21 protein-coding genes and 1 pseudogene are annotated in these 19,152 nt (G+C 49.4%); 19 read left to right on the forward strand and 3 right to left on the reverse strand.

Annotated elements, in window-relative coordinates; translation table 11 throughout:
* The first annotated feature begins 2 nt into the window (after positions 1-2).
* The 19 genes and pseudogenes from def to D570_RS0106905 all read left to right on the forward strand — a co-directional run bounded on the left by def (position 3) and on the right by D570_RS0106905 (position 15,287).
* A complete protein-coding gene (def, locus tag D570_RS0106815; RefSeq protein WP_018143643.1) occupies positions 3-488 on the forward strand; it encodes a peptide deformylase in 486 nt (161 codons plus the stop codon).
* Positions 489-797: 309 nt separating this feature from the next.
* Positions 798-1,628, forward strand: coding sequence for a 30S ribosomal protein S2 (gene rpsB, locus D570_RS0106820; RefSeq protein WP_018143644.1), 831 nt, complete (start codon positions 798-800; stop codon positions 1,626-1,628).
* Positions 1,629-1,661: 33 nt separating this feature from the next.
* Positions 1,662-2,516, forward strand: coding sequence for a translation elongation factor Ts (tsf, locus tag D570_RS0106825; protein ID WP_018143645.1), 855 nt, complete (start codon positions 1,662-1,664; stop codon positions 2,514-2,516).
* 318 nt (positions 2,517-2,834) lie between these two features.
* Positions 2,835-3,551: a UMP kinase gene (gene pyrH, locus D570_RS0106830; RefSeq protein ID WP_018143646.1), complete on the forward strand. Its 717-nt coding sequence runs from the start codon at positions 2,835-2,837 to the stop codon at positions 3,549-3,551.
* 81 nt (positions 3,552-3,632) lie between these two features.
* Positions 3,633-4,187: a ribosome recycling factor gene (gene frr / locus D570_RS0106835; protein ID WP_018143647.1), complete on the forward strand. Its 555-nt coding sequence runs from the start codon at positions 3,633-3,635 to the stop codon at positions 4,185-4,187.
* A 62-nt stretch (positions 4,188-4,249) separates the two neighbouring features.
* Positions 4,250-5,221 (forward strand): phosphatidate cytidylyltransferase, encoded by a 972-nt coding sequence (locus tag D570_RS0106840; RefSeq protein WP_018143648.1) that lies wholly within the window; start codon positions 4,250-4,252, stop codon positions 5,219-5,221.
* Between the two features lie 64 nt (positions 5,222-5,285).
* Positions 5,286-6,575 (forward strand): 23S rRNA (adenine(2503)-C(2))-methyltransferase RlmN, encoded by a 1,290-nt coding sequence (gene rlmN, locus D570_RS0106845; RefSeq protein ID WP_018143649.1) that lies wholly within the window; start codon positions 5,286-5,288, stop codon positions 6,573-6,575.
* 46 nt (positions 6,576-6,621) lie between these two features.
* Positions 6,622-7,401, forward strand: a complete 780-nt coding sequence (gene hisF, locus D570_RS0106850) for an imidazole glycerol phosphate synthase subunit HisF (protein WP_018143650.1) — start codon at positions 6,622-6,624, stop codon at positions 7,399-7,401.
* Positions 7,401-7,781, forward strand: a complete 381-nt coding sequence (hisI, locus tag D570_RS0106855) for a phosphoribosyl-AMP cyclohydrolase (RefSeq protein WP_018143651.1) — start codon at positions 7,401-7,403, stop codon at positions 7,779-7,781. Before hisF ends, hisI begins: the two co-directional genes overlap by 1 nt.
* A 139-nt stretch (positions 7,782-7,920) precedes the next feature.
* Positions 7,921-8,749: pseudogene (gene lgt / locus D570_RS08720) on the forward strand (prolipoprotein diacylglyceryl transferase); the annotation flags it as partial.
* A 587-nt stretch (positions 8,750-9,336) separates the two neighbouring features.
* Positions 9,337-10,002: a ribulose-phosphate 3-epimerase gene (gene rpe / locus D570_RS0106865; protein ID WP_018143653.1), complete on the forward strand. Its 666-nt coding sequence runs from the start codon at positions 9,337-9,339 to the stop codon at positions 10,000-10,002.
* Positions 9,999-10,262: a phosphoribosyl-ATP diphosphatase gene (locus D570_RS0106870; RefSeq protein ID WP_018143654.1), complete on the forward strand. Its 264-nt coding sequence runs from the start codon at positions 9,999-10,001 to the stop codon at positions 10,260-10,262. Before rpe ends, D570_RS0106870 begins: the two co-directional genes overlap by 4 nt.
* Before the next feature lie 51 nt (positions 10,263-10,313).
* A complete protein-coding gene (gene hisG, locus D570_RS0106875) occupies positions 10,314-11,165 on the forward strand; it encodes an ATP phosphoribosyltransferase (RefSeq protein WP_018143655.1) in 852 nt (283 codons plus the stop codon).
* A gap of 38 nt (positions 11,166-11,203) precedes the next feature.
* Positions 11,204-11,923, forward strand: coding sequence for a CDP-alcohol phosphatidyltransferase family protein (locus D570_RS0106880; protein ID WP_018143656.1), 720 nt, complete (start codon positions 11,204-11,206; stop codon positions 11,921-11,923).
* On the forward strand, positions 11,913-12,881 hold the full coding sequence (locus D570_RS08725) for a DUF881 domain-containing protein (RefSeq protein WP_018143657.1): 969 nt from the start codon (positions 11,913-11,915) through the stop codon (positions 12,879-12,881). Before D570_RS0106880 ends, D570_RS08725 begins: the two co-directional genes overlap by 11 nt.
* Positions 12,881-13,213, forward strand: coding sequence for a small basic family protein (locus tag D570_RS0106890; RefSeq protein WP_018143658.1), 333 nt, complete (start codon positions 12,881-12,883; stop codon positions 13,211-13,213). Before D570_RS08725 ends, D570_RS0106890 begins: the two co-directional genes overlap by 1 nt.
* Positions 13,214-13,224: 11 nt before the next feature.
* Positions 13,225-14,058 (forward strand): DUF881 domain-containing protein, encoded by an 834-nt coding sequence (locus D570_RS0106895; protein WP_018143659.1) that lies wholly within the window; start codon positions 13,225-13,227, stop codon positions 14,056-14,058.
* 5 nt (positions 14,059-14,063) lie between these two features.
* A complete protein-coding gene (locus tag D570_RS0106900; protein ID WP_018143660.1) occupies positions 14,064-14,498 on the forward strand; it encodes an FHA domain-containing protein in 435 nt (144 codons plus the stop codon).
* A gap of 123 nt (positions 14,499-14,621) precedes the next feature.
* Positions 14,622-15,287, forward strand: coding sequence for a MerR family transcriptional regulator (locus D570_RS0106905; protein ID WP_018143661.1), 666 nt, complete (start codon positions 14,622-14,624; stop codon positions 15,285-15,287).
* A gap of 182 nt (positions 15,288-15,469) precedes the next feature.
* Here the strand turns inward: D570_RS0106905 and D570_RS0106910 are convergent, their stop codons facing one another.
* From D570_RS0106910 to D570_RS0106920, 3 genes are all read right to left on the reverse strand, one after another.
* Positions 15,470-16,180, reverse strand: coding sequence for an HAD hydrolase-like protein (locus D570_RS0106910; protein ID WP_018143662.1), 711 nt, complete (start codon positions 16,178-16,180; stop codon positions 15,470-15,472).
* Positions 16,173-16,520 carry an RNA polymerase-binding protein RbpA gene (locus D570_RS0106915; protein ID WP_018143663.1) on the reverse strand — a complete coding sequence of 116 codons (348 nt, stop codon included), beginning with the start codon at positions 16,518-16,520 and terminating at the stop codon, positions 16,173-16,175. The genes D570_RS0106910 and D570_RS0106915 overlap by 8 nt, the downstream gene beginning before the upstream one ends.
* A 64-nt stretch (positions 16,521-16,584) precedes the next feature.
* On the reverse strand, positions 16,585-19,128 hold the full coding sequence (locus tag D570_RS0106920) for a DEAD/DEAH box helicase (RefSeq protein WP_018143664.1): 2,544 nt from the start codon (positions 19,126-19,128) through the stop codon (positions 16,585-16,587).
* Positions 19,129-19,152 lie beyond the last annotated feature (24 nt).

Here is a 19,152-nt window from a genome sequence, read left to right on the forward strand (position 1 = left end):
ATATGGCGTTGCGCGAAATTCGTGTAGTACCTGATCCCGTTTTACGTACACCTTGCGACGAGATTAAAGAAATAACTCCTGCGGTAAAAAACCTCGTCCAGGATTTGCTCGATACGGTCGATGACCCTGGCAGGGCAGGACTTTCTGCAAACCAAATCGGCGTGAATTTGCGTGCTTTTTCCTACAATATAGAGGGGAAACTCGGGTATATTCTCAACCCAGTCTTAGTGGAGCAGTCGGGTGAGCAATATGGTGACGAGGGTTGCTTATCTGTGCCAGGATTGTGGTACAAAACACGCCGCAGCGACTATGCGAAGGTTGAGGGCGTCGATTTAGAGGGCAAAAAAATTGTCCTCGAAGGCTCCGGCTTAATGGGGCGCATGCTTCAGCACGAATGCGATCATTTGGATGGTCACGTGTACCTCGACCGTTTGGAAAAAGAGGAAAGACGCCAAGCCCTGCGTTATATGCGCACACAGCATAATTAAGTCGCATAATGAGGGCGATGTATGTCCAGAAAAAATCATAATTGAGGTATTACATGGGGGGGGTGAAATAACACCCCACTGCGGTAGCTGAAAAGTTTGATGATGTATGCGGGTTCCGTTAATATGGAATCCGCATATCGCTTTTTTAAGGGCAAGATCGCGCAATTGTTCTTAATACTTTTTATTGTCTATTGATATGTGAAAAACGCGCTATGTGTGCGACAATTCGTGTCGGTCGGCAAGACACAGCTGTGGGCTTGCTGTATGCGAATGTGCATAGCCAGGCAAGAACCGACAGAAAGGTATATCATGGCAGAAATTACCATGAGCCAGATGCTCAAGGCTGGCGTTCATTTTGGTCATCAGACTCGTCGTTGGAACCCAAAGATGAAGCAATACATCTTGACGGAGCGCAACGGCATCCACATCATCAACCTGTTCAAGTCTCTTGATCTCATCGATCAGGCATATGACTTCATCAAGCAGACTGTAGCTCACAAGGGCACCATTCTCTTCGTAGGCACCAAGAAGCAGGCTGCACAGGCAATTTCTTCCGAAGCTTCTCGCGTAAACATGCCATACGTGTCTGAGCGTTGGTTGGGTGGTATGCTCACTAACTTCCAGACCGTGTCCAAGCGTGTTGTCCGCATGAAGGAACTCGAAGAGATGGACTTCGCAGACGTACGTTCTAGCGGTTTGACCAAGAAGGAACTCCTTCTCCTCGAGCGCGAAAAGGAAAAGCTCGTCAAGCAGCTTGGCGGTATCCGTAATATGGATCGCACTCCTTCCGCAATGTTCGTTGTTGATATCAACAAGGAAGCTCTTGCTGTAGAAGAAGCTCACAAGTTGGGCATTCCAGTAGTTGCTCTCGTCGATACCAACACAGATCCAGACTTAGTGGATTATCCAATCCCAGCAAACGACGACGCAATCCGCGCAATTGAATTGTTGACCGCTTTGATGGCCGACGCAGTTGCTGAAGGTTTGCTTGCTCGTGGCGGTAAGGGTGAGGCTGCAGCTACTGCAGATCAGCCACTTGCTGAGTGGGAGACTGAACTCTTGAAGTCTGACGCGCAGACTGAAGCTGCTCCAGCAGAAGCACAGGCTGAAGCTGAAGCTGAGGCTCCACAGGCTGAGTAGTCGATTTATATTTCAGGTTTTTAGGAGATTAAAATGGCACAGATTACTGCTGCTCTCATCAAGGAAGTGCGTGAAGCTACAGGCGCAGGCATGATGGATGTTAAGAAGGCTTTGACTGAAGCTGAAGGTGACATCGCTCGTGCAAAGGAAATCATCCGTGCAAGCGGAATCAAGGCTGCAGGTGCTCGTGAAGGTCGTAAGGCTCAGGAAGGTCTTATCGCTTCTTCCGTAGCAGAAACAGCACAGGGCCAGACTGGTTATGCAGTTGAGCTCAACTCCGAAACAGACTTCGTTGCTAAGACCGATGCTTTCGTTGAGCTTGGCGACAAGGTTGTAGCAGCTGTAGTAGCTGCTAATGCTCAGGATGCTGAGGCAGTTTTGGCTGCTGCAGCAGACGAAGGCACTGTGAAGGACACTATCGACGAAGCAGGCGCTCTCTTCCATGAGCACGTCAAGCTTGGTCAGGTGGCATCTGTAAGCGGCCCACACGTTGAGATTTATGCTCACCGTAAGTCCGTAGAGCTTCCACCATCCATCGTTGCTATGGTTGCAACGGATGAAGCAGGTGCACAGGTTGCTCACGAAGTAGCTCTTCAGATTTCCGCAATGGCTCCTCAGTGGTTGACCCGCGAAGAGGTTCCAGCTGATGTGGTTGAATCTGAGAAGCGCGTTGCAACCGAAAAGTCTCTTGCAGAAGGCAAGCCAGAAGCAATCGTTCCAAAGATTGTAGAAGGTCGTATGAACGCTTTCTATAAGGAAGTTGTACTTCTTGAGCAGTCCTATGTGAAGGATCCTTCCAAGACCATTGGCGACTTGTTCAAGGAAGTTGGCGGCCAGGCTCTCGCATTTGCTCGCGTAGAAGTGGGCAAGGGCGAAGACGCTGAGTAAGTCATAAGCGAAAAGCTATAGACGAAATCGCTGTTCAGGGCTTTCGAGCTTTACTTAAAGGTAGCTACATCAGTAGCTACCTTTTTTTGTTACGCGACATCGAGAAACGGGCGAGTGTGGGAAAGATATATCATGCCGTGGTAAGCACACAGCTACCATATGCGTGATTTCAAACGACTAAAATATAAGATGCGTGGAGCATGATGGAGGCACAGATCCAGAACAACCCAGAGAACCGCGCACAACGCGTGGAAAATCCTTGTAGGGGCGAAACGGTAAACTTAAAACAATTTGTATACTGACGAAAGGAACGTCATAGTGAGTACACAACGTCGCGTTTTACTGAAACTTTCTGGAGAAGCATTCGGAGGTGGCTCCATCGGTCTGGACACCAAGGTTATTCGCCGCATTGCACAGGAAATCCACACTGCAGTTCAGCAAGGCGTCCAGGTAGGAATCGTCGTTGGAGGCGGAAACTTCTTCCGTGGTGCTCAGCTCAGTCAGGCAGGCTTGGAGCGCAGCCGCGCCGATTATATGGGTATGCTGGGAACGGTTATGAACTGTTTGGCACTGCAAGACTTCTTGGAGCAAGAGGGACAGCCAACGCGTGTGCAAACGGCCATTGCTATGGGTCAGGTTGCTGAGGCATATATCCCATTGCGTGCCATTCGTCATATGGAAAAGGGACGCGTTGTGATTTTCGGCGCCGGCGCGGGCATGCCGTACTTCTCAACCGATACGGTGTCTATTCAGCGTGCGCTGGAAATTGGCTGCGAAGAGGTGCTCATGGGCAAGAATGGTGTGGACGGTGTGTACACTGCCGACCCACGCAAGGATCCAGAGGCTACACTACTGAAGACAGTCAGCTACCATCGCGCACTCGTCGATAACTTAGCGGTGATGGATGCTTCTGCGCTTTCTATGGCGCGCGATAATAATATGCCGATTCGCGTCTTCGGTCTGGAAGAAGAGGGCAATGTGACTGCCGCAATTCTGGGCGAGGATTTGGGTACTGTGGTGTCGAATGAAGAGTAATTCCTCACATCCGCACAAAGGTTTTTAAAACAATACATCGTTTTTATAACTGTAAATACTGACAACCTTAAGGGGAGAAAAATGGCAACAGTTGTTGATCAAGCTCATGAGCAGATGAAGAAGACCGTGGAATCCACTCAGGAGAACTTCGCAGGTATTCGCACCGGTCGTGCAAATCCAGCATTTCTGAATTCTATTGTGGTGGATTACTATGGTGCGCCAACACCATTGAAGTCTTTGGCCACCATCGGTGTGCCAGATGCGCGTACATTGGCCGTAACACCATTCGATGCTTCGCAGGCAGGAGCAGTGGAGAAGGCTATCCGCGACTCAGATTTGGGTGTAAACCCACGCCGTGACGGCAATGTCATCCACGTCACCATGCCAGAGCTGACCGAGGAGCGTCGCAAGGATTACGTGAAGATTGCACGCACCAAGGCAGAGGACGGTAAGATTGCAGTGCGCAATATCCGTCGCAAGACTAAGGAAGGCATCGACGCCGCTATCAAGGATGGCGAGTACGGTGAAGACGATGGCAAGCGCTTGCTGAAAGACTTGGACGACGTGACCAAGAAGGTAACTGACGAAATCGATACCATGCTTGCTACAAAGGAAAAGGAAATTCTTTCCGTCTGATTGTCTTGACGTGTGTCAGGAACTAACTGATAGGTATCAGATTTTTTGAGGGGGAGAGCACTATGCCACATTCATCAGATATTGAAGAGAATATCGAGCATACACTGGAAACTATAAACAAACGTACCGGTCGAAATTTTCTTCAAGCGCTGGGCACTAGTGCTCTCCTTATCGTACTCGTGGTCTGCAGCCTCATTTTTGATACGCAAATTTTCTTGGCTCTGGTCATCGCTTTTGTCTGCGTGGCCTTATGGGAGTTGCGCGTGGATTTTGCTGTCATCGGCATCCGCATTCCGATTGTGCCACTGTGGGTGATGACGGTGTCTACGCTGCTTGCCACCTATTACATACCAGGCGCGCATAGCGTGGTAGCCGCATTGGGTTGTGTGGCCACAGCTGCTGTCGTCACCTTATCCGCCACCATTAAGCGCGCCAACCATTTTCGGGTGGAACGCGCTATCGCCAAAAAGCGTGCGCATAACGCTGCTGAAGATTCCACACCCGTGCATATTCATCGTCAACCACGCACCATTACGCATGTAGGCGCGGGGTTATTTACCGTTTTCTATCTCACGGTTTTAGGCAGTTTTATCGTCTTCCCTCTGACGCGCCAGCATCCGGTGAGTGCGGAATTTATGATTATCTTTTTGCCATCGTTGGGCGACATCGGCGGACTGGTATTCGGTGCAGCATTTGGCAAACATAAGCTATCTCCACGTATCTCCCCGAAGAAGAGCGTGGAAGGATTGTTAGGATCCATTCTTTTAACTGTGATTGGTTCGCTTGCCATCGGTTATTTTACCTACGAATCAGCGGAATTCATGAAACATCTAGTGGGACTGATTGTGTTGGGCATCTGCGTGGGCTTTATGGGACTTTTCGGGGACTTGTGTGCATCTATGCTCAAACGCGATATGGGACTCAAGGATATGGGTCATATTCTCGCCGGGCATGGAGGCGTACTGGACCGCGCGGACTCGATTTTGATGTGCGCGCCTGTGATTAGTATGCTTATTATGGCTTTTGGCCTCTAACATCGAAAACCTGTACAGGGTTATTCGATATCAAGACGTAATGACGTGACATTAAAGGACAGGTATGGTAACCCAGCAGAGCTACTCGAATGATTCTCTCACTTCTGTAGCACACAATTCTTCACAGACCACAGACGCTACCCCTGCTCGCCGCGGATCCCATGCACACCACCACAACGTAGCAGAAACTGGCATTACTGAAGGCGGTACTACCGGTGCTTTCCGCGATGTTTTAGCTAAAAATCATGCCCGCCGCGGCAAAGCCCCACTGCATCTTGTCGATATGAGCATGGAGGAACGCAAGGAGCTAGCCCAAGAGTTAGGCATGCCGGCCTTCCGCGTGAAGCAGCTTGCTCAGCATTATTTCGCACAAAAAAACACAGACGTACACAGCTACTCAGACTTTCCTGCAAAATTTGCGGATATTGCTCAGGAAAAGTTTTTCCCTCTGCTTATCGACCCACTCGTCGAGCAAGAAGCAGATCAGGGTGACACGATTAAAACCTTATGGAAGCTCTTCGATGATTCACGCATCGAATCCGTGTTGATGAAGTACCCTCAGCGCACCACCTTGTGCATTTCCAGCCAAGTGGGGTGCGGCATGGACTGCCCATTTTGTGCTACCGGACGCTTAGGACTGACGCGTAATCTGTCCGCTGGAGAAATCCTCGAGCAGGTGCGTATTGCCGCGTTACAGTGCGAAAAGGGCCGCTTGCCTGGTGGTCCAACGCGTTTAAGTAATATCGTGTTTATGGGTATGGGTGAAGCTCTTGGTAATTACAAGGCGATGATGAAGGCCATCCGCCAGATTAGTGCTCTACCGCCGGAAGGCTTTGGCATTTCTGCTCGCAATATCACATTGTCGACCGTGGGCGTGGTGCCGGGTATACGCAAACTCATCAACGAACATATTCCTTTGCGATTAGCCGTATCCCTCCACGCACCTAACGACGAACTGCGCGACGAGCTTGTGCCTATGAATAAGCGCTTTAACACCACACAGGTTTTGGATGCAGCGCATGACTACTACCTGAGCTCTAAGCGTCGTGTCAGCATCGAGTACGCGCTCATGCGCGGTATTAACGATCAGGCGGAGCACGCCCGATTGCTGGCAAAGCGGCTCAATCACTACGGTGATGATTGGGTTCATGTCAACCCGATTCCACTGAACCCTATTGAGGGCTCCAAGTGGACCGCGTCTAAGCCGGAGGATGAGAAACAGTTTATTGAGATCTTGCATAATGCCGGAATTTCAGCCACCTTACGCGATACACGTGGAAGCGATATCGATGGTGCCTGTGGACAGCTTGCGGCTAAGGAATTAGCTCAAGATTTGGTACATCGCGCCTCGTAAGACACTCCATAGTGCAGGCTTATTACAGGATTTCCAAGGAGAAAAAATGTCAATTGCAGTGCGTGTCATCCCCTGTCTCGACGTGGATGCCGGCAGAGTGGTGAAAGGTGTCAATTTCCAGAATTTGCGTGATGCGGGCGATCCGGTGGAGCTCGCACGTGAATATTATGCTCAGGGTGCAGATGAGCTGACCTTTTTGGACGTTACAGCATCTAGCAAAGGCCGAGAAACGACTTACGATATGGTGCGTCGAACGGCTGATCAACTTTTCATCCCGCTGACCGTAGGCGGCGGTGTGCGCAGCGCGGAGGATGTCAATACTCTGCTGCGTTGTGGTGCGGATAAGGTGGGCGTCAATACGGCGGCCATCAATAATCCGCAACTCATCAGCGATGTAGCAGATCGTTTTGGTTCCCAAGTACTCGTGCTCTCTATTGATGCAAAACGCGACTTGAATGCAGACGGTTCACCGCGCACCGATTCTGGTTATGTCGTCACGACGATGGGGGGCAAGCACAACACGGGTATCGATGCCATCGCGTGGGCGCGTCAAGCCGCAGAATTGGGTGCCGGGGAGATTTTGCTCAATTCCATGGACGCGGATGGCACGCAAAATGGTTTTGATTTAGAGATGATTCGCGATGTCCGCGCAGCTGTGAATATCCCTATCATTGCTTCGGGTGGGGCAGGGAAGGTGGAAGATTTTCCACCTGCTATAGAGGCGGGAGCCGATGCTGTGCTCGCCGCTTCGGTTTTCCACTTTGGAAAGTTGACGATTCAGGATGTGAAGAACGAATTAGCACGACATGGATACGAGGTGCGTTAATGGAGCAGGAATTGAGCGAAAATATTGCGTCTAGACTGAAACGAGATGCCAACGGCTTAGTCGCAGCAGTCGTACAGCAGTACGACTCTCAGCGTGTGCTGATGGTGGGATACATGAATGATGAAGCCTTAAGACGCACACTTACGGAGGGACGTGTCACCTTTTGGTCACGCTCACGTCAAGAATTTTGGCGTAAAGGTGACACCTCTGGTCACTATCAATTTGTGAAAAAAGTAGAAATTGATTGCGATGGGGATGCCTTGCTTATTCAGGTCGATCAGGTAGGTGCGGCATGCCATACTGGCAAATACTCGTGCTTCGACGAGGGAGGGGAGCTTCCTAGTGTGGAAGGCTTTGCGCCCGAGACTCATGAAGCATAAATACGCTGTGACATCAACACGAGCCGTAATAAACCTCTGTCATAAACACAGACTTCTTCAAAATTACTGAAAATACACATTTTCCACAGACAATTATCAAGCGTCATCACCTTGATGTAGCAAGTAAACGAGGATAATCATGAATTTGGCATATATTCCTTCGCCCTCCATTTCCAGCTTTTCCATAGGGCCATTAACCATTCGCTTCTATGCCCTCGCCATCCTCGCCGGCATCTGCGTGGCGGTATGGCTGACCAGCAAACGATGGATTAAGGTTGGCGGCTCTTTCGACCAAATTCTCGACATTACTATCGTGGCAGTGCCATCGGGCATTATCGGCGCACGTTTATATCACGTCATCACCACGCCAGAGCTGTATTTTGGGGCAGACGGCAACTTCGGTGATATTTTTAAAATTTGGAATGGTGGTCTTGGTATTTGGGGTGCTGTCTTCCTCGGCACACTGTGCGTGTGGGCATGGTGCAGACATAAAAAGTACCCAATTGCCGTGCTTTTGGACGCCGGCGCACCGGGTTTACTGATAGCACAGGGCATTGGACGACTGGGCAACTGGTTTAATCAGGAGCTGTACGGTTCTCCAACCACCTTGCCATGGGGATTGAAACTCAACAGTAATGCCTCTGCCATCGGCTCGTCCGAGGCCTGCTATGATGGCACCAGTTGCCCGACCGGCGTGCTGTACCATCCAACCTTCCTCTATGAAATGATCTGGAACTTCATCGGAGCAGCGCTGTTATTGTGGTTGGGTGCGCGCGTCGTACGTCGATTTAAAGCCGGAAGCCTCTTCGCCTTGTATGTGATGTGGTATACCGCCGGACGCACCTGGATTGAAATGCTACGCATCGACCGCGCACACGAAATCTTGGGGTTGCGTGTCAATGTGTGGGTATCCTTGCTGATTTTCGTCCTCGCTGTCGTAGCCTTCGTGCTAATCCAGCGCATGGGTCAAGATTCTGCTCAACTCCAAGCGCAGCTGACTCATGTCACCGGTTTGGAGGAGAAGGTTGCAGCTGGCAGTATGAGTGCACGCGAACTGCGCGCCCAGTTGCAGGAAGAAGCAAAAACTCAGCACGCGCAGGCAATAACGGAACGTAATGAGCAGAAGGCTGAAAAGAAAGCCGCGCAAGAGGATGAAAAGTCCTTGTATGAGCAGGCGAAGGCGATTGTCGCTCAGAATAGAAAAGCAGCACGCGAGGCCACAGACGAGACCACAAATGAAGGCATAGTTGAGGGCGCTGACGAGGTTGCCGATGCTGGGGATGCTGAAGCCGAAAGCCCATCCCTAGAAACGGATACGGATATAACTTCACGTTCACAGCGTGCGCCAAAGCATGCACAATAATCGTGTGTAGGCTGCATTCCCATACTTTCACTATACGGATGGAAATCTCTTCGTTACTTCAACCACGGTAAAGTAAAGATTAGATAGACGTTCCAAAAGCAATCGAATGCAGTCACAGATAAAGATACACGCCCGAATGAGTATGAAAGCGCCACACTCTTCCGTCTTTCATTATCTCTAGAATGAGGAAATATGACTATTCAAATTGCACCAAGTATTTTATCCGCTGATTTTGTGAATCTTGAAAGCGAACTCAAGGCTATTGAGACAGCAGATTTGGTCCACGTGGATGTGATGGACCACCACTTTGTACCAAATTTGACCTTGGGTGAGCCCATTGTCAAGCGTATTTGTGAGGTAAGCCCTATTCCTGTGGATGCGCATTTGATGATTGAAGACCCAGACCGTTGGGCTCCGGAATTTGCCAAGGCAGGCGCCGATTCCGTCACTTTCCATATGGGTGCAGCTCATGCACCTGTGCGTTTGGCACGTCAGTTGCATGATATGGGCACCAAGGCTTGCTTTGCGGTGCGTCCTGCCGAGCCAGTGGAGCCAATTTTTGACATCCTTGAAGAGTTCGACATGATTCTGATTATGACGGTAGAGCCTGGCTTCGGTGGTCAAAAGTTCCTCGATAATCAGATGAACAAGGTGCGTCGTCTGCGTGACGAAATTACTCGCCGCGGCTTGAATACTAAGATTCAGGTGGATGGTGGCGTCAGCCCAGACACTGCTGCTATCGTCGCAGCTGCAGGTGCAGATGTACTCGTTGCCGGTTCTGCCGTGTATGGAGCTGAGGATCCAGCACAAGCTATTGCATCTATTCGTCAAAAGGCAGAGGAAGCGTTTCGCGCATGAAATCATTTGATGATTTATTCAAAGAATTAAGCGACAAGGCTCAGAACCGTCCTGAAGGCTCGTTAACTGTTGAAGAGCTGGATAAGGGCACACATTTCATCGGTAAGAAGATTCTCGAAGAAGCCGGGGAAACGTGGACGGCCGCAGAGTATGAAGGCGCAGCCCGTACGGCTGAAGAGATGAGCCAACTGCTTTATCATGTTCAAGTCATGATGATTAATAAGGGGATTACGCTAGAGGATTTGTACAAATATCTCTAAGTAGCCTCTGAATACCGCACGATAATCTCGTATGTTAGAGGGAGTGGATGTATGTTAAAAATCGCTGTGCCGAATAAGGGCATGTTATCTGAACCTGCTTGGGAATTGTTGAAAGAATCCGGATACCGTCTGCGTTCGAATTCCCGCCAATTGGTGGTAGATGATGAAAATAACGGAATTCAGCTTTTTTATCTGCGTCCACTCGATATCGCCGTGTATGTAGGAAGCGGCATTATCGATTTGGGTATAACCGGCCGCGACATGCTGCTCAATTCCCATACGGATGCCATTGAGCAGATGGGTCTTGGTTTCGGTGACTCCACCTTCCGCTTCGCAGCGCCAAATGATAGTCCGATTCGTAGCATTGAAGACCTGGATGGAAAGCGTATTGCCACATCCTTCGATAAGGTCGTGGCTGATTATCTCGCGGCTCACGGGTTAAGCGCTCAGATTGTGCACTTGGATGGCGCTGTGGAATCGGCTGTGCGCCTCGGCGTAGCAGACGCCATTGCAGACGTTGTCTCCACAGGCACCACCTTGCGCAATGCGGGGTTGACTATTTTCGGTGAACCAATTGTTCGTTCTGAAGCCATTGTGGTACGTTCACCGCGCATGGAGGGCACTAATCCGGAGCTGGTAAAATTTACGCGCAGATTGCAGGGTGTGCTGACGGCGCACAGCTATGTGTTGATGGATTACGATATCCCGGTATCCAAGGTCAGCAGTGCAGTAGCCATCACACCGGGCTTTGAGTCACCAACGGTGTCACCTCTGCACGACTCGCAATGGGCTGCTGTACGCGCCATGGTGCCACGTTCAGAAGTGAATTCCTTAATGGACCAGCTGTATGAGGTTGGTGCACGCGCTATTATTATTACCGCCATTCAAGCATCACGCATGTAATCTTACGGATGTAGGGTGTCTGCGTACAATAGAAAACAATGACTGAAGAGCTTAATGCACAGGATGAAGAACGTCTCAAACTCAAGCCAAGCAACCGTATCGTTACATGGCCGAATTTTGTGAGTTTGATTCGTCTTCTTACTATTCCGGTAATTGCGATTCTGATTGATCGCGGGGAATTAGTTTTAGGACTAGTTATGCTGGCCGTTTCGGGTTTGACCGACGCCTTGGATGGTTTCTTGGCGCGTCGATTAAACCAAATTACCAAGCTGGGGCAGATTCTGGACCCTATTGCAGATAGACTGCTCATTTGCTGCTCTATTCTGGCCTTGGGCTTTGCGGATTTGCTCCCGTGGTGGTTCATCATAGTGGTCGGTGCACGCGATATTATGCTGGCCGTCCTCGTCTTCGTTTTGGCACAATATGACTATGGACCGCTGCCGGTTCATTTCGTCGGTAAAACCGCCACAGCCATGATTATGGTGGATATTCCAACGTTAATTATCTCTGGCATAGGCTCAGGACCGATTTTTACGGTGATGCAGGATTTCGGTGTGGCATTGGCCGTGTGGGGCATTGCTCTGTACTGGGTTGCGGGCATTATTTACGTACACCAGGGCATCCGGCTGATTATCAAAACACGCAGAGAAATGGCACAGCATGCGGATATCCAGGGCACGTTTACACAGACAGATACGGCAGAGGCAGATACAGTAGAGCAGCCTCACGTGTACGAATCGGTGAATCATGCCGAATAGCTCAGCCATTCCCAGTATTATTCCTCCTCGCAAGGATGAGGAGGTTATACGCACGCGTTCGGCCTTTTCGAGCGAGGCTGGAAAACTAGGCAAACACCGCATCGATAACGATCCACATTCACAAAATCATGATGTCCGCGCTCTTCATCGCAGTGCGGACAAGAGTTCGTCGCAGCTTCTCGATGATCTTATGCGACATCCCTTGGATCCGATGTTTGAGGATTCCACGCTGACCGCCCATACCATCACAAAAACACAGAAAATTATTACGCAAATCATTTCCTTTATTTTGTGCGTAATTGTGGGCATTGCTGGCACACAGGTGGTACGCAGTCTCCAAGGTGCATCACGTGAAAAAGTGCGTCTAGAGCTGGCTACTCAGCTTTCTGCATCCTCTCAGCAGGCGCAGGACTTAGAAGCCCAAATTAACCAGCAGCGCTCAGAACTGAACGAATTGACCAAACAAACGACGGGCGAGCAGCAGACCATTCAAAAGATTCAGGCCACAACCATTTCCACGGCTCAGAGCGCCGTGCAAGGCGATGGGGCGATGATTACTATTACGAATCCATCCTCGTCCTCCTCCAATGACACGACCGGACGCGTAACGGATGGTCAGGATGATAATTACGTGACAGATGCTCAGCTCCAGTATGTGGTGTCTTTGCTATGGGCCGGCGGGGCAGAAGCCATTAGTATCAACGAACTGCGTTTGGGTCCTCAGACCTCCATCCGAGCTGCGGGTGAGACCATTCTCATCGGTGTTACAGGCATCCAGAGCCCATATGTGATTCGCGCCATAGGGGATTACAGTCAATTAGAAGGCACAGCAAAATCAAAAGCTGTAGAATTATTTAAAGAATTAGGAATTTCCACAAGCTTTGTGCGTGGAAGCAATATGCAGTTACCTGCTGCAAGTACTGCATCGTTAACGCATGCACGGAAGGGTTCAGAATAATGGCAGCGGTTCTTGGAATTATTGTCGGTGTAGTGGTCGGCATCTTTGTCAAAACGGATGTGCCCGTCTGGCTTCAACCTTATTTGCCAATTATGGTGGTGGCAGCACTGGATGCGCTTTTGGGTGCCGGACGATCCTTCTTTGAGCGTAATTTTTCGGATCGTGTCTTTATCATTTCCTTCTTGTCGAATGTGATTACGGCGGCCTTGCTGGTGTACATTGGCACCTTGCTCGGCGTGAGCTCGCAGCTAACAACCGCAGTCATTGTGGTTTTGGGCATCCGCATCTTCTCGAATGTGTCCGCCATCCGACGCTTTATCTTTAGTTCTTAAGTGAGGCGCTCTTGGCTCGCGAATCAAAGAAACCCTCACAAACAAACGCCGACGATACCCAAACCGGCGTCTTTCCGGTTATTCAAAACTCTTCCACGAAGCATTCTCCACGGCGCGTCATCTCTACGTGGAGTGAATTTTGGCATGCGCTGCGTGGCAGTAGCCGTACGCGTAGCATTATCAATACGCTAGTGCTTCTCGCCTTGGGTATTTTACTGGGCTACGGTTTTATGGCGCAGCAACGCATTACGGACACCTCCTACAGCTCCTTAAGCGAGTCCGAACTCGTCACCTTGCTGAGCGAAACGGATAATCAGATTTCTCGACTAGAATCGCAGCGCGCTCAGCTTAGCCAGCAATTGCAGTCCATTCAGTCTGCTGCAGATAAACAGCAGGAAATTGAACGCGTGGTTCAGGAAAACCAGGATTCTAACGATATCCTCAGCGGGAAGGTAGCTGCACAAGGTGAAGGCGTGTCCATTACCATCACACAGGGCACGAAAAAAGCCATCTCTGCGGCATCCTTGTACACAGTTATCGAAGAACTGCGCAATGCTGGTGCGGAGGTTATCCAGATTGGTGATGTACGCGTTGTTACCAATACGTATGTAATCGATACGCAATCGGGCCTGATGAGCGATGGTAAGTATCTCGAAGCACCTTACATCATCAAGGCCATCGGCGATCCTACGAATTTGCAAAATGCGGTGGAAATCAGCGGAGGAATCGGCTCGTCCTTACGTGTGAATTATGGTGCTAAAGTTACGGTGACACAAGAATCTAATGTAAATATTTCTGCATTAGCAAACACTTTTGAATATAAGTACGCACAGACAGTAGAATAAAGGTTATGGAAATTTCGATCCCTACAGCAGGAGAAACAACAGTCATTGGCATGCCAGCAGTTACCGTACCTGTAACGGCCACCGGCGAGCGTCCATTGACGCAAGAAGATATCGATACGATTGCCCAGTTGAACGATAATGCAGCTTTACTCATCGCAACGCGCGGTGCTCACGGAGCCCGTTATTTGCTCGATGCGGATGTGATTACGGCTGGCCGTGACGCGGAAAACGACATTCTTTTGGATGACAACACCGTGTCACGTGAACACACCATTTTTAAGCGCAATGGGGAAAACTTTAGCCTCGAAGATGCTGGCAGCCTCAATGGTACCTACGTGAATCGTGAGCGTGTCGAAAACGCTGTACTCAAAAACGGGGATGAAATCATCATCGGACGTTTCCGGTTCGTATTTTTCACAAAGTCCGCAGTTTTGGCGTAGGTCCACGACAAGACCACCACATTTTTCGTTTTACAATATAATACGAGAAACATCGGTGAGCATACTTTCAAAAACTCGGTTGAGACAATACCGGTGAGAAACACCTGTGAGAAGGCAGAGAAGATGGCAGAAAGCAACGAACGTCCGCAATTAAGTTTGCATGTACGATTATCTGAGGTAGAAAATTTGGACAGTCAGCATTTCGTTCAAGGCACATTGTTCGAATTCGAAGATGATTGTACCGAAGCAGGCTACAGGGGAGCAGTGGCTTCCAAAGTAGCCGGCATCACCTATCGCCAGCTGGATTACTGGGCACGCAAGCATATTGTGGAACCGAGCATTACGCCTTCATCAGGCTCAGGTTCCCGCCGTTTGTACTCTTTTAAAGACATTGTTATTCTTTCCGTAGCGAAGAAGTTGCTGGACGCAGGTGTCAACCTCAACAATGTGACAAAGGCGCTGAGCTTTTTGGAACAATGCGATTTGAAGAAGCTTTCTGACGTGGTCATTATGTCAGATGGTAGCCGCATTTTCGAATGTGCTAGTGAGAGTGAAATGCTCAGCTTTATGCGTGAAGGCCATGCTGTTTTCGGCATTTCTGTACAGGCTATGTGGGATCACATTTCGCAGGCGTTGAAGAATGAGGAATCCGTAGCAACAGATCATACTGCTCATGCGCAGACCCAAGACACGCCAACGGTGCATTCGATTGATGAATTAACGCAACACCGCATGCGCAGAAAGCTCGAGTTACAAAAGCGTTCCTTGCATCAGGCACAAGTTATATAAACTTTAGAATCGTTTTTCATGCTTACCGTAACTACGGTAAGCATTTTTTTGTAAAAAAAATTGCTTTGAGAATCTTACAGGGATTCTCAAAGCATTGACAGGAGAGTGATTTAACCGAGTAGGCCGGACATATGGACAGATGCATACCTTTTAAAAAGTATGCAAATCTGACATAACGTACATTATCGGTTAAATACCATATTCACCGTATCCAGCAGATCTTCGACCGTTTCGGCCACCGCATCGCAATTATGTGCTTCAAATTCTCCGGGAGCTGCATAACCCCAGCCAGCACCAATTGCAGGAATGCCATTGTCGTGTGCGCCGTCGATATCTGTCCAACGATCGCCAACCATCACAGCACGATCGCCGTCATCTTCGTTGTAATTCAAACGCTCAAACGCATACTTAATGACTTGATTCTTATGCAAACGGCTCGTATCGGAGCCTTCGGATGCGCCATAAATGCCTACAACCAAGTATTCCAAGCCAATATGCTCGCACAGACGAATTGCTTCAGTCTGTGGTTTTGCTGTGGCCACAGCGAGCACGTAGCCAGCCTCACGAAGCTTTTGAAGCTGTCCCAGATAGCCAAAATACATACGACTAAGGAATAATCCAGGAACGAGCTGTCCTGGCGCCTGAGGGTCATCAAAAAACGGTTTTGTGTAAGACAGACGGAAGAAATCCACGGCTTCCTGACCGTTATTTTCAAAACCATGAGCTGTAAAAGAATCCAGCAAAGGTGGGCCAATAAAGGTCTGCAATTCCTCTGCAGAAGGCAATTCCTTGCCAAAATGCTCATAGGTCAGCTTAACCGAGGCCAAGATGCCTGGATCGGATTCGACCGTTGTACCGTCTAAATCAAGTAAAACAATGCGACGATTACTCATAATCTGGGAACCATCCTTCGCGCTTCATCTGTAAGCGCTTGTCTAATAATTCTTTCAGCTCATCCATCGAACGCCTTTCGAGAAGCATATCCCAGTGCGTACGTGTCGGCTTTGTAATTTCGTTTGGCTCTTCATCTTCAGCATTTTCAAGCTTTGCTGTTTGACCGCAGCGGCATTCCCATTCCAATGGTGGCTGCGCATCTGAAGACAAAGGTAAAATAGTTTTATGTCCGCGTGGACAAATGTAGCTCACTTCGGTGCGATCAGCGAATTCGACATTGTCATCGGATTCCAATGATTTCGCACCAATACTCATTCCGCGAAGGCTACGCTCTGCCATAAAAATTCTCCTTATTATATATCTCTACCGTACAAAACACAGAAGACCGAGGAATTATTCCGCATTATTCCAACGGATTAAGGGCTACGATACCGTGATTGACTAGGTCGAAGGCTCGTCCCGCAATGCCGACTAAGTGCTTATCCCCTCGCAATTTTCCAATCGTCATCAGCTGGTTAAGCACGTCTGTGGAACGCTTACAGGTGCGCACAAAATCGCCTGCAGTCAGCTCGTTAAACTTGAGCACCTCGGATAGCGGTTTTTCGCTCACCCAGTTAAACATGATTTCTACCAGTCCAAAGTCAAGTTCACGCTCATGCTCTAAATCGTAGGAATCGTAGGTAAATCGCAAGGATTTATCGATGGCTTTAATCTGGGCCACGGTGGTGGCCAGTACACCTTTCGAACCGCCAGGATAATGCGCCGGTTCCTGGGTTGAACCATAGCGTGATTCATACACGAAAGCGGTGATAATGGCCGCGCAATCTTGGTCACTGAGGGTGTCAAAGAGCCCTGCCAGCACGCATTGCGCTAGCAGCAAGTCGTTTTCGCTGTAAATCTGCCGCAGCAACTGGCCACGTTCGGTGAGCACAAGATCGGTGGAATTATCGTGAGCTTCCACATAGTCGAGCTCTCGTAAAACCGAGCAAATGCGATCAAAATGACGCGAAACCGACTGTGTCCGTGAGGCGAGACGATTTTCTAACCGTTCTAATTCGCGCACCTGCCGTGCCCAGCGGTGTCCCCAACGCACATGCTCAGAAAAATCTGGGCAGGTTTTGCACGGATGATTCTGCTCCCGACTTTTGAGCACAGACAACCGTTTATCTAAAGCCGAGAAAGCCTTGCGACGTGCCTTTTCAGAGGTAAAGACCTTCTTTTTGAGAATTCTACGGTCCTTTTTCTCGATATCCGAAATTTCCATGCGAATGCGCATGAAATCCACGAAATTGCCCTGATTGCAGTGCATGGCGCTCTCATAATCGCGCACGATTTTGGACGTATCATCGACCATGCCCGACAGGCTATCGGCGGATTTATTGGCCTCCCACTGGGCAAAGGACAAATCCAGTGTGTGACGCGATTCTTCCAAAGTATGTGTATGGAGCAGATTAACCGCCATATTGAAATTCGGTGTAAAACTCGAGTGTAATGGATACACACGCTTGGACGCGAGGCTTGCGGCAGCTGCAGGCACAAATCCTTGATGATCCACCACAACAGCATGTCCTACGGTGTCGATGCCGCGTCGGCCTGCACGGCCAGTAAGCTGGGTAAACTCCCCTGGCGTGAGGTTCACATGACCGACGCCATTGAATTTTTCCAGCTTTTCCACAATAACCGTGCGCGCAGGCATATTAATGCCCAAAGCCAATGTTTCTGTCGCGAAGACCACCTTGATGAGGCCCTGCTCAAACAAGGCTTCGACGATGTGGCGAAACAGCGTAACCATGCCCGCATGGTGCGAAGCAAAACCTAACTCCAGTGCGGCCACAAATTGGTTGAAATGCAAAGCCTTCATTTCATCCTTGGTGAGCTGGCCGTCAATCATATCGTTGACGATAGCTCGAATGCGACGTACCTCATCATCTGTGGTGAGATCAAGCCCTGCTTGCAAACATTGTGCTACAGCCTTATCACAGCCGTTTCTAGAGAAGATGAAGTAAATGCCCGGAAGCATGTCCAAATAATCCAGTTCATCGATAACAGCCCAACGCTTTGGCGTGTAATGACGTATCTGTTGAGCCTGTGGTTTGCTTGGCTTTTTCCCATGCTTGCTGTGCTTTGTGTGCTTGGCATGCTCAAATTTATAGCGATTGGCATTTTGAGCGGCCTTGCGTGCAAGGATATCGATGTGATCCAGCGCGTGGACGAGAGAGCGATTAATCTCATCCGTCCCCTCTTGGTACAAATCGTACACTTCGGGTTCTTTGCGAGGGCCCTGCTGGAGCATGACGTGCTGGTGCAAAGGCACCGGGCGATGCTCGGACATAACCAGCGTCGTATCTCCACGCACGGAGCGAATCCATGCAGTGAAATCCTCAACATTGGATACCGTGGCCGAAAGACCAATAATTTTCACGTATTGAGGCAAGTGAATAATGACTTCCTCCCACACCTGTCCGCGTATGCGATCGGCGAGATAATGCACCTCATCGAGAATCACGTAACGCAAAGCCGTCAGCGTGGTGGAATTCTCATACAGCATATTGCGCAGGACTTCGGTGGTCATCACCACAATATCGGCTTCTGAATTAATAGATACATCGCCGGTGAGTAGGCCTACCCTATCCTCGCCATACAGCGCAACTAATTCGTGGAATTTCTGATTGCTTAAGGCCTTAATCGGTGTGGTGTAAAAGGCCTTCACATTTTTTTGTTGGGCGAGAAAAATCGCAAAATCTGCTACAACTGTTTTTCCTGCTCCGGTAGGTGCAGCGACCAGCACATTGTGATTATGCTCCAGAGCCTCACATGCGTCCTTTTGAAAATCATCGAGTTCAAAAGGTAAGGATGAAGCGAAAATACCGGTGGCTGTTTTCTCTTGACGTTGACGTTCTTTGAATGCAGCATAACGCTGCGCAGGGCTTAACTCGTTCTGAGACATAATTGTGACTTATTGAAATAGTAA

Source organism: Alloscardovia criceti DSM 17774, assembly GCF_000376885.1.
Classification (GTDB): Bacteria; Actinomycetota; Actinomycetes; order Actinomycetales; family Bifidobacteriaceae; genus Alloscardovia; species Alloscardovia criceti.

What these genes read in the sequence shown, in the direction of transcription:
- hisF (WP_018143650.1), top strand. Translation starts at nt 6,622, where the DNA reads ATGTCAATTGCAGTGCGTGTCATCCCCTGTCTCGACGTGGATGCCGGC.
- D570_RS0106900 (WP_018143660.1), top strand. Translation starts at nt 14,064, where the DNA reads ATGGAAATTTCGATCCCTACAGCAGGAGAAACAACAGTCATTGGCATG.
- hisG (WP_018143655.1), top strand. Translation starts at nt 10,314, where the DNA reads ATGTTAAAAATCGCTGTGCCGAATAAGGGCATGTTATCTGAACCTGCT.
- def (WP_018143643.1), top strand. Translation starts at nt 3, where the DNA reads ATGGCGTTGCGCGAAATTCGTGTAGTACCTGATCCCGTTTTACGTACA.
- D570_RS0106910 (WP_018143662.1), bottom strand. Translation starts at nt 16,180, where the DNA reads ATGAGTAATCGTCGCATTGTTTTACTTGATTTAGACGGTACAACGGTC.
- frr (WP_018143647.1), top strand. Translation starts at nt 3,633, where the DNA reads ATGGCAACAGTTGTTGATCAAGCTCATGAGCAGATGAAGAAGACCGTG.
- D570_RS0106880 (WP_018143656.1), top strand. Translation starts at nt 11,204, where the DNA reads ATGACTGAAGAGCTTAATGCACAGGATGAAGAACGTCTCAAACTCAAG.
- D570_RS08725 (WP_018143657.1), top strand. Translation starts at nt 11,913, where the DNA reads ATGCCGAATAGCTCAGCCATTCCCAGTATTATTCCTCCTCGCAAGGAT.
- rpe (WP_018143653.1), top strand. Translation starts at nt 9,337, where the DNA reads ATGACTATTCAAATTGCACCAAGTATTTTATCCGCTGATTTTGTGAAT.
- rlmN (WP_018143649.1), top strand. Translation starts at nt 5,286, where the DNA reads ATGGTAACCCAGCAGAGCTACTCGAATGATTCTCTCACTTCTGTAGCA.
- D570_RS0106840 (WP_018143648.1), top strand. Translation starts at nt 4,250, where the DNA reads ATGCCACATTCATCAGATATTGAAGAGAATATCGAGCATACACTGGAA.
- D570_RS0106870 (WP_018143654.1), top strand. Translation starts at nt 9,999, where the DNA reads ATGAAATCATTTGATGATTTATTCAAAGAATTAAGCGACAAGGCTCAG.
- D570_RS0106905 (WP_018143661.1), top strand. Translation starts at nt 14,622, where the DNA reads ATGGCAGAAAGCAACGAACGTCCGCAATTAAGTTTGCATGTACGATTA.
- D570_RS0106890 (WP_018143658.1), top strand. Translation starts at nt 12,881, where the DNA reads ATGGCAGCGGTTCTTGGAATTATTGTCGGTGTAGTGGTCGGCATCTTT.
- D570_RS0106920 (WP_018143664.1), bottom strand. Translation starts at nt 19,128, where the DNA reads ATGTCTCAGAACGAGTTAAGCCCTGCGCAGCGTTATGCTGCATTCAAA.
- D570_RS0106915 (WP_018143663.1), bottom strand. Translation starts at nt 16,520, where the DNA reads ATGGCAGAGCGTAGCCTTCGCGGAATGAGTATTGGTGCGAAATCATTG.
- hisI (WP_018143651.1), top strand. Translation starts at nt 7,401, where the DNA reads ATGGAGCAGGAATTGAGCGAAAATATTGCGTCTAGACTGAAACGAGAT.
- rpsB (WP_018143644.1), top strand. Translation starts at nt 798, where the DNA reads ATGGCAGAAATTACCATGAGCCAGATGCTCAAGGCTGGCGTTCATTTT.
- tsf (WP_018143645.1), top strand. Translation starts at nt 1,662, where the DNA reads ATGGCACAGATTACTGCTGCTCTCATCAAGGAAGTGCGTGAAGCTACA.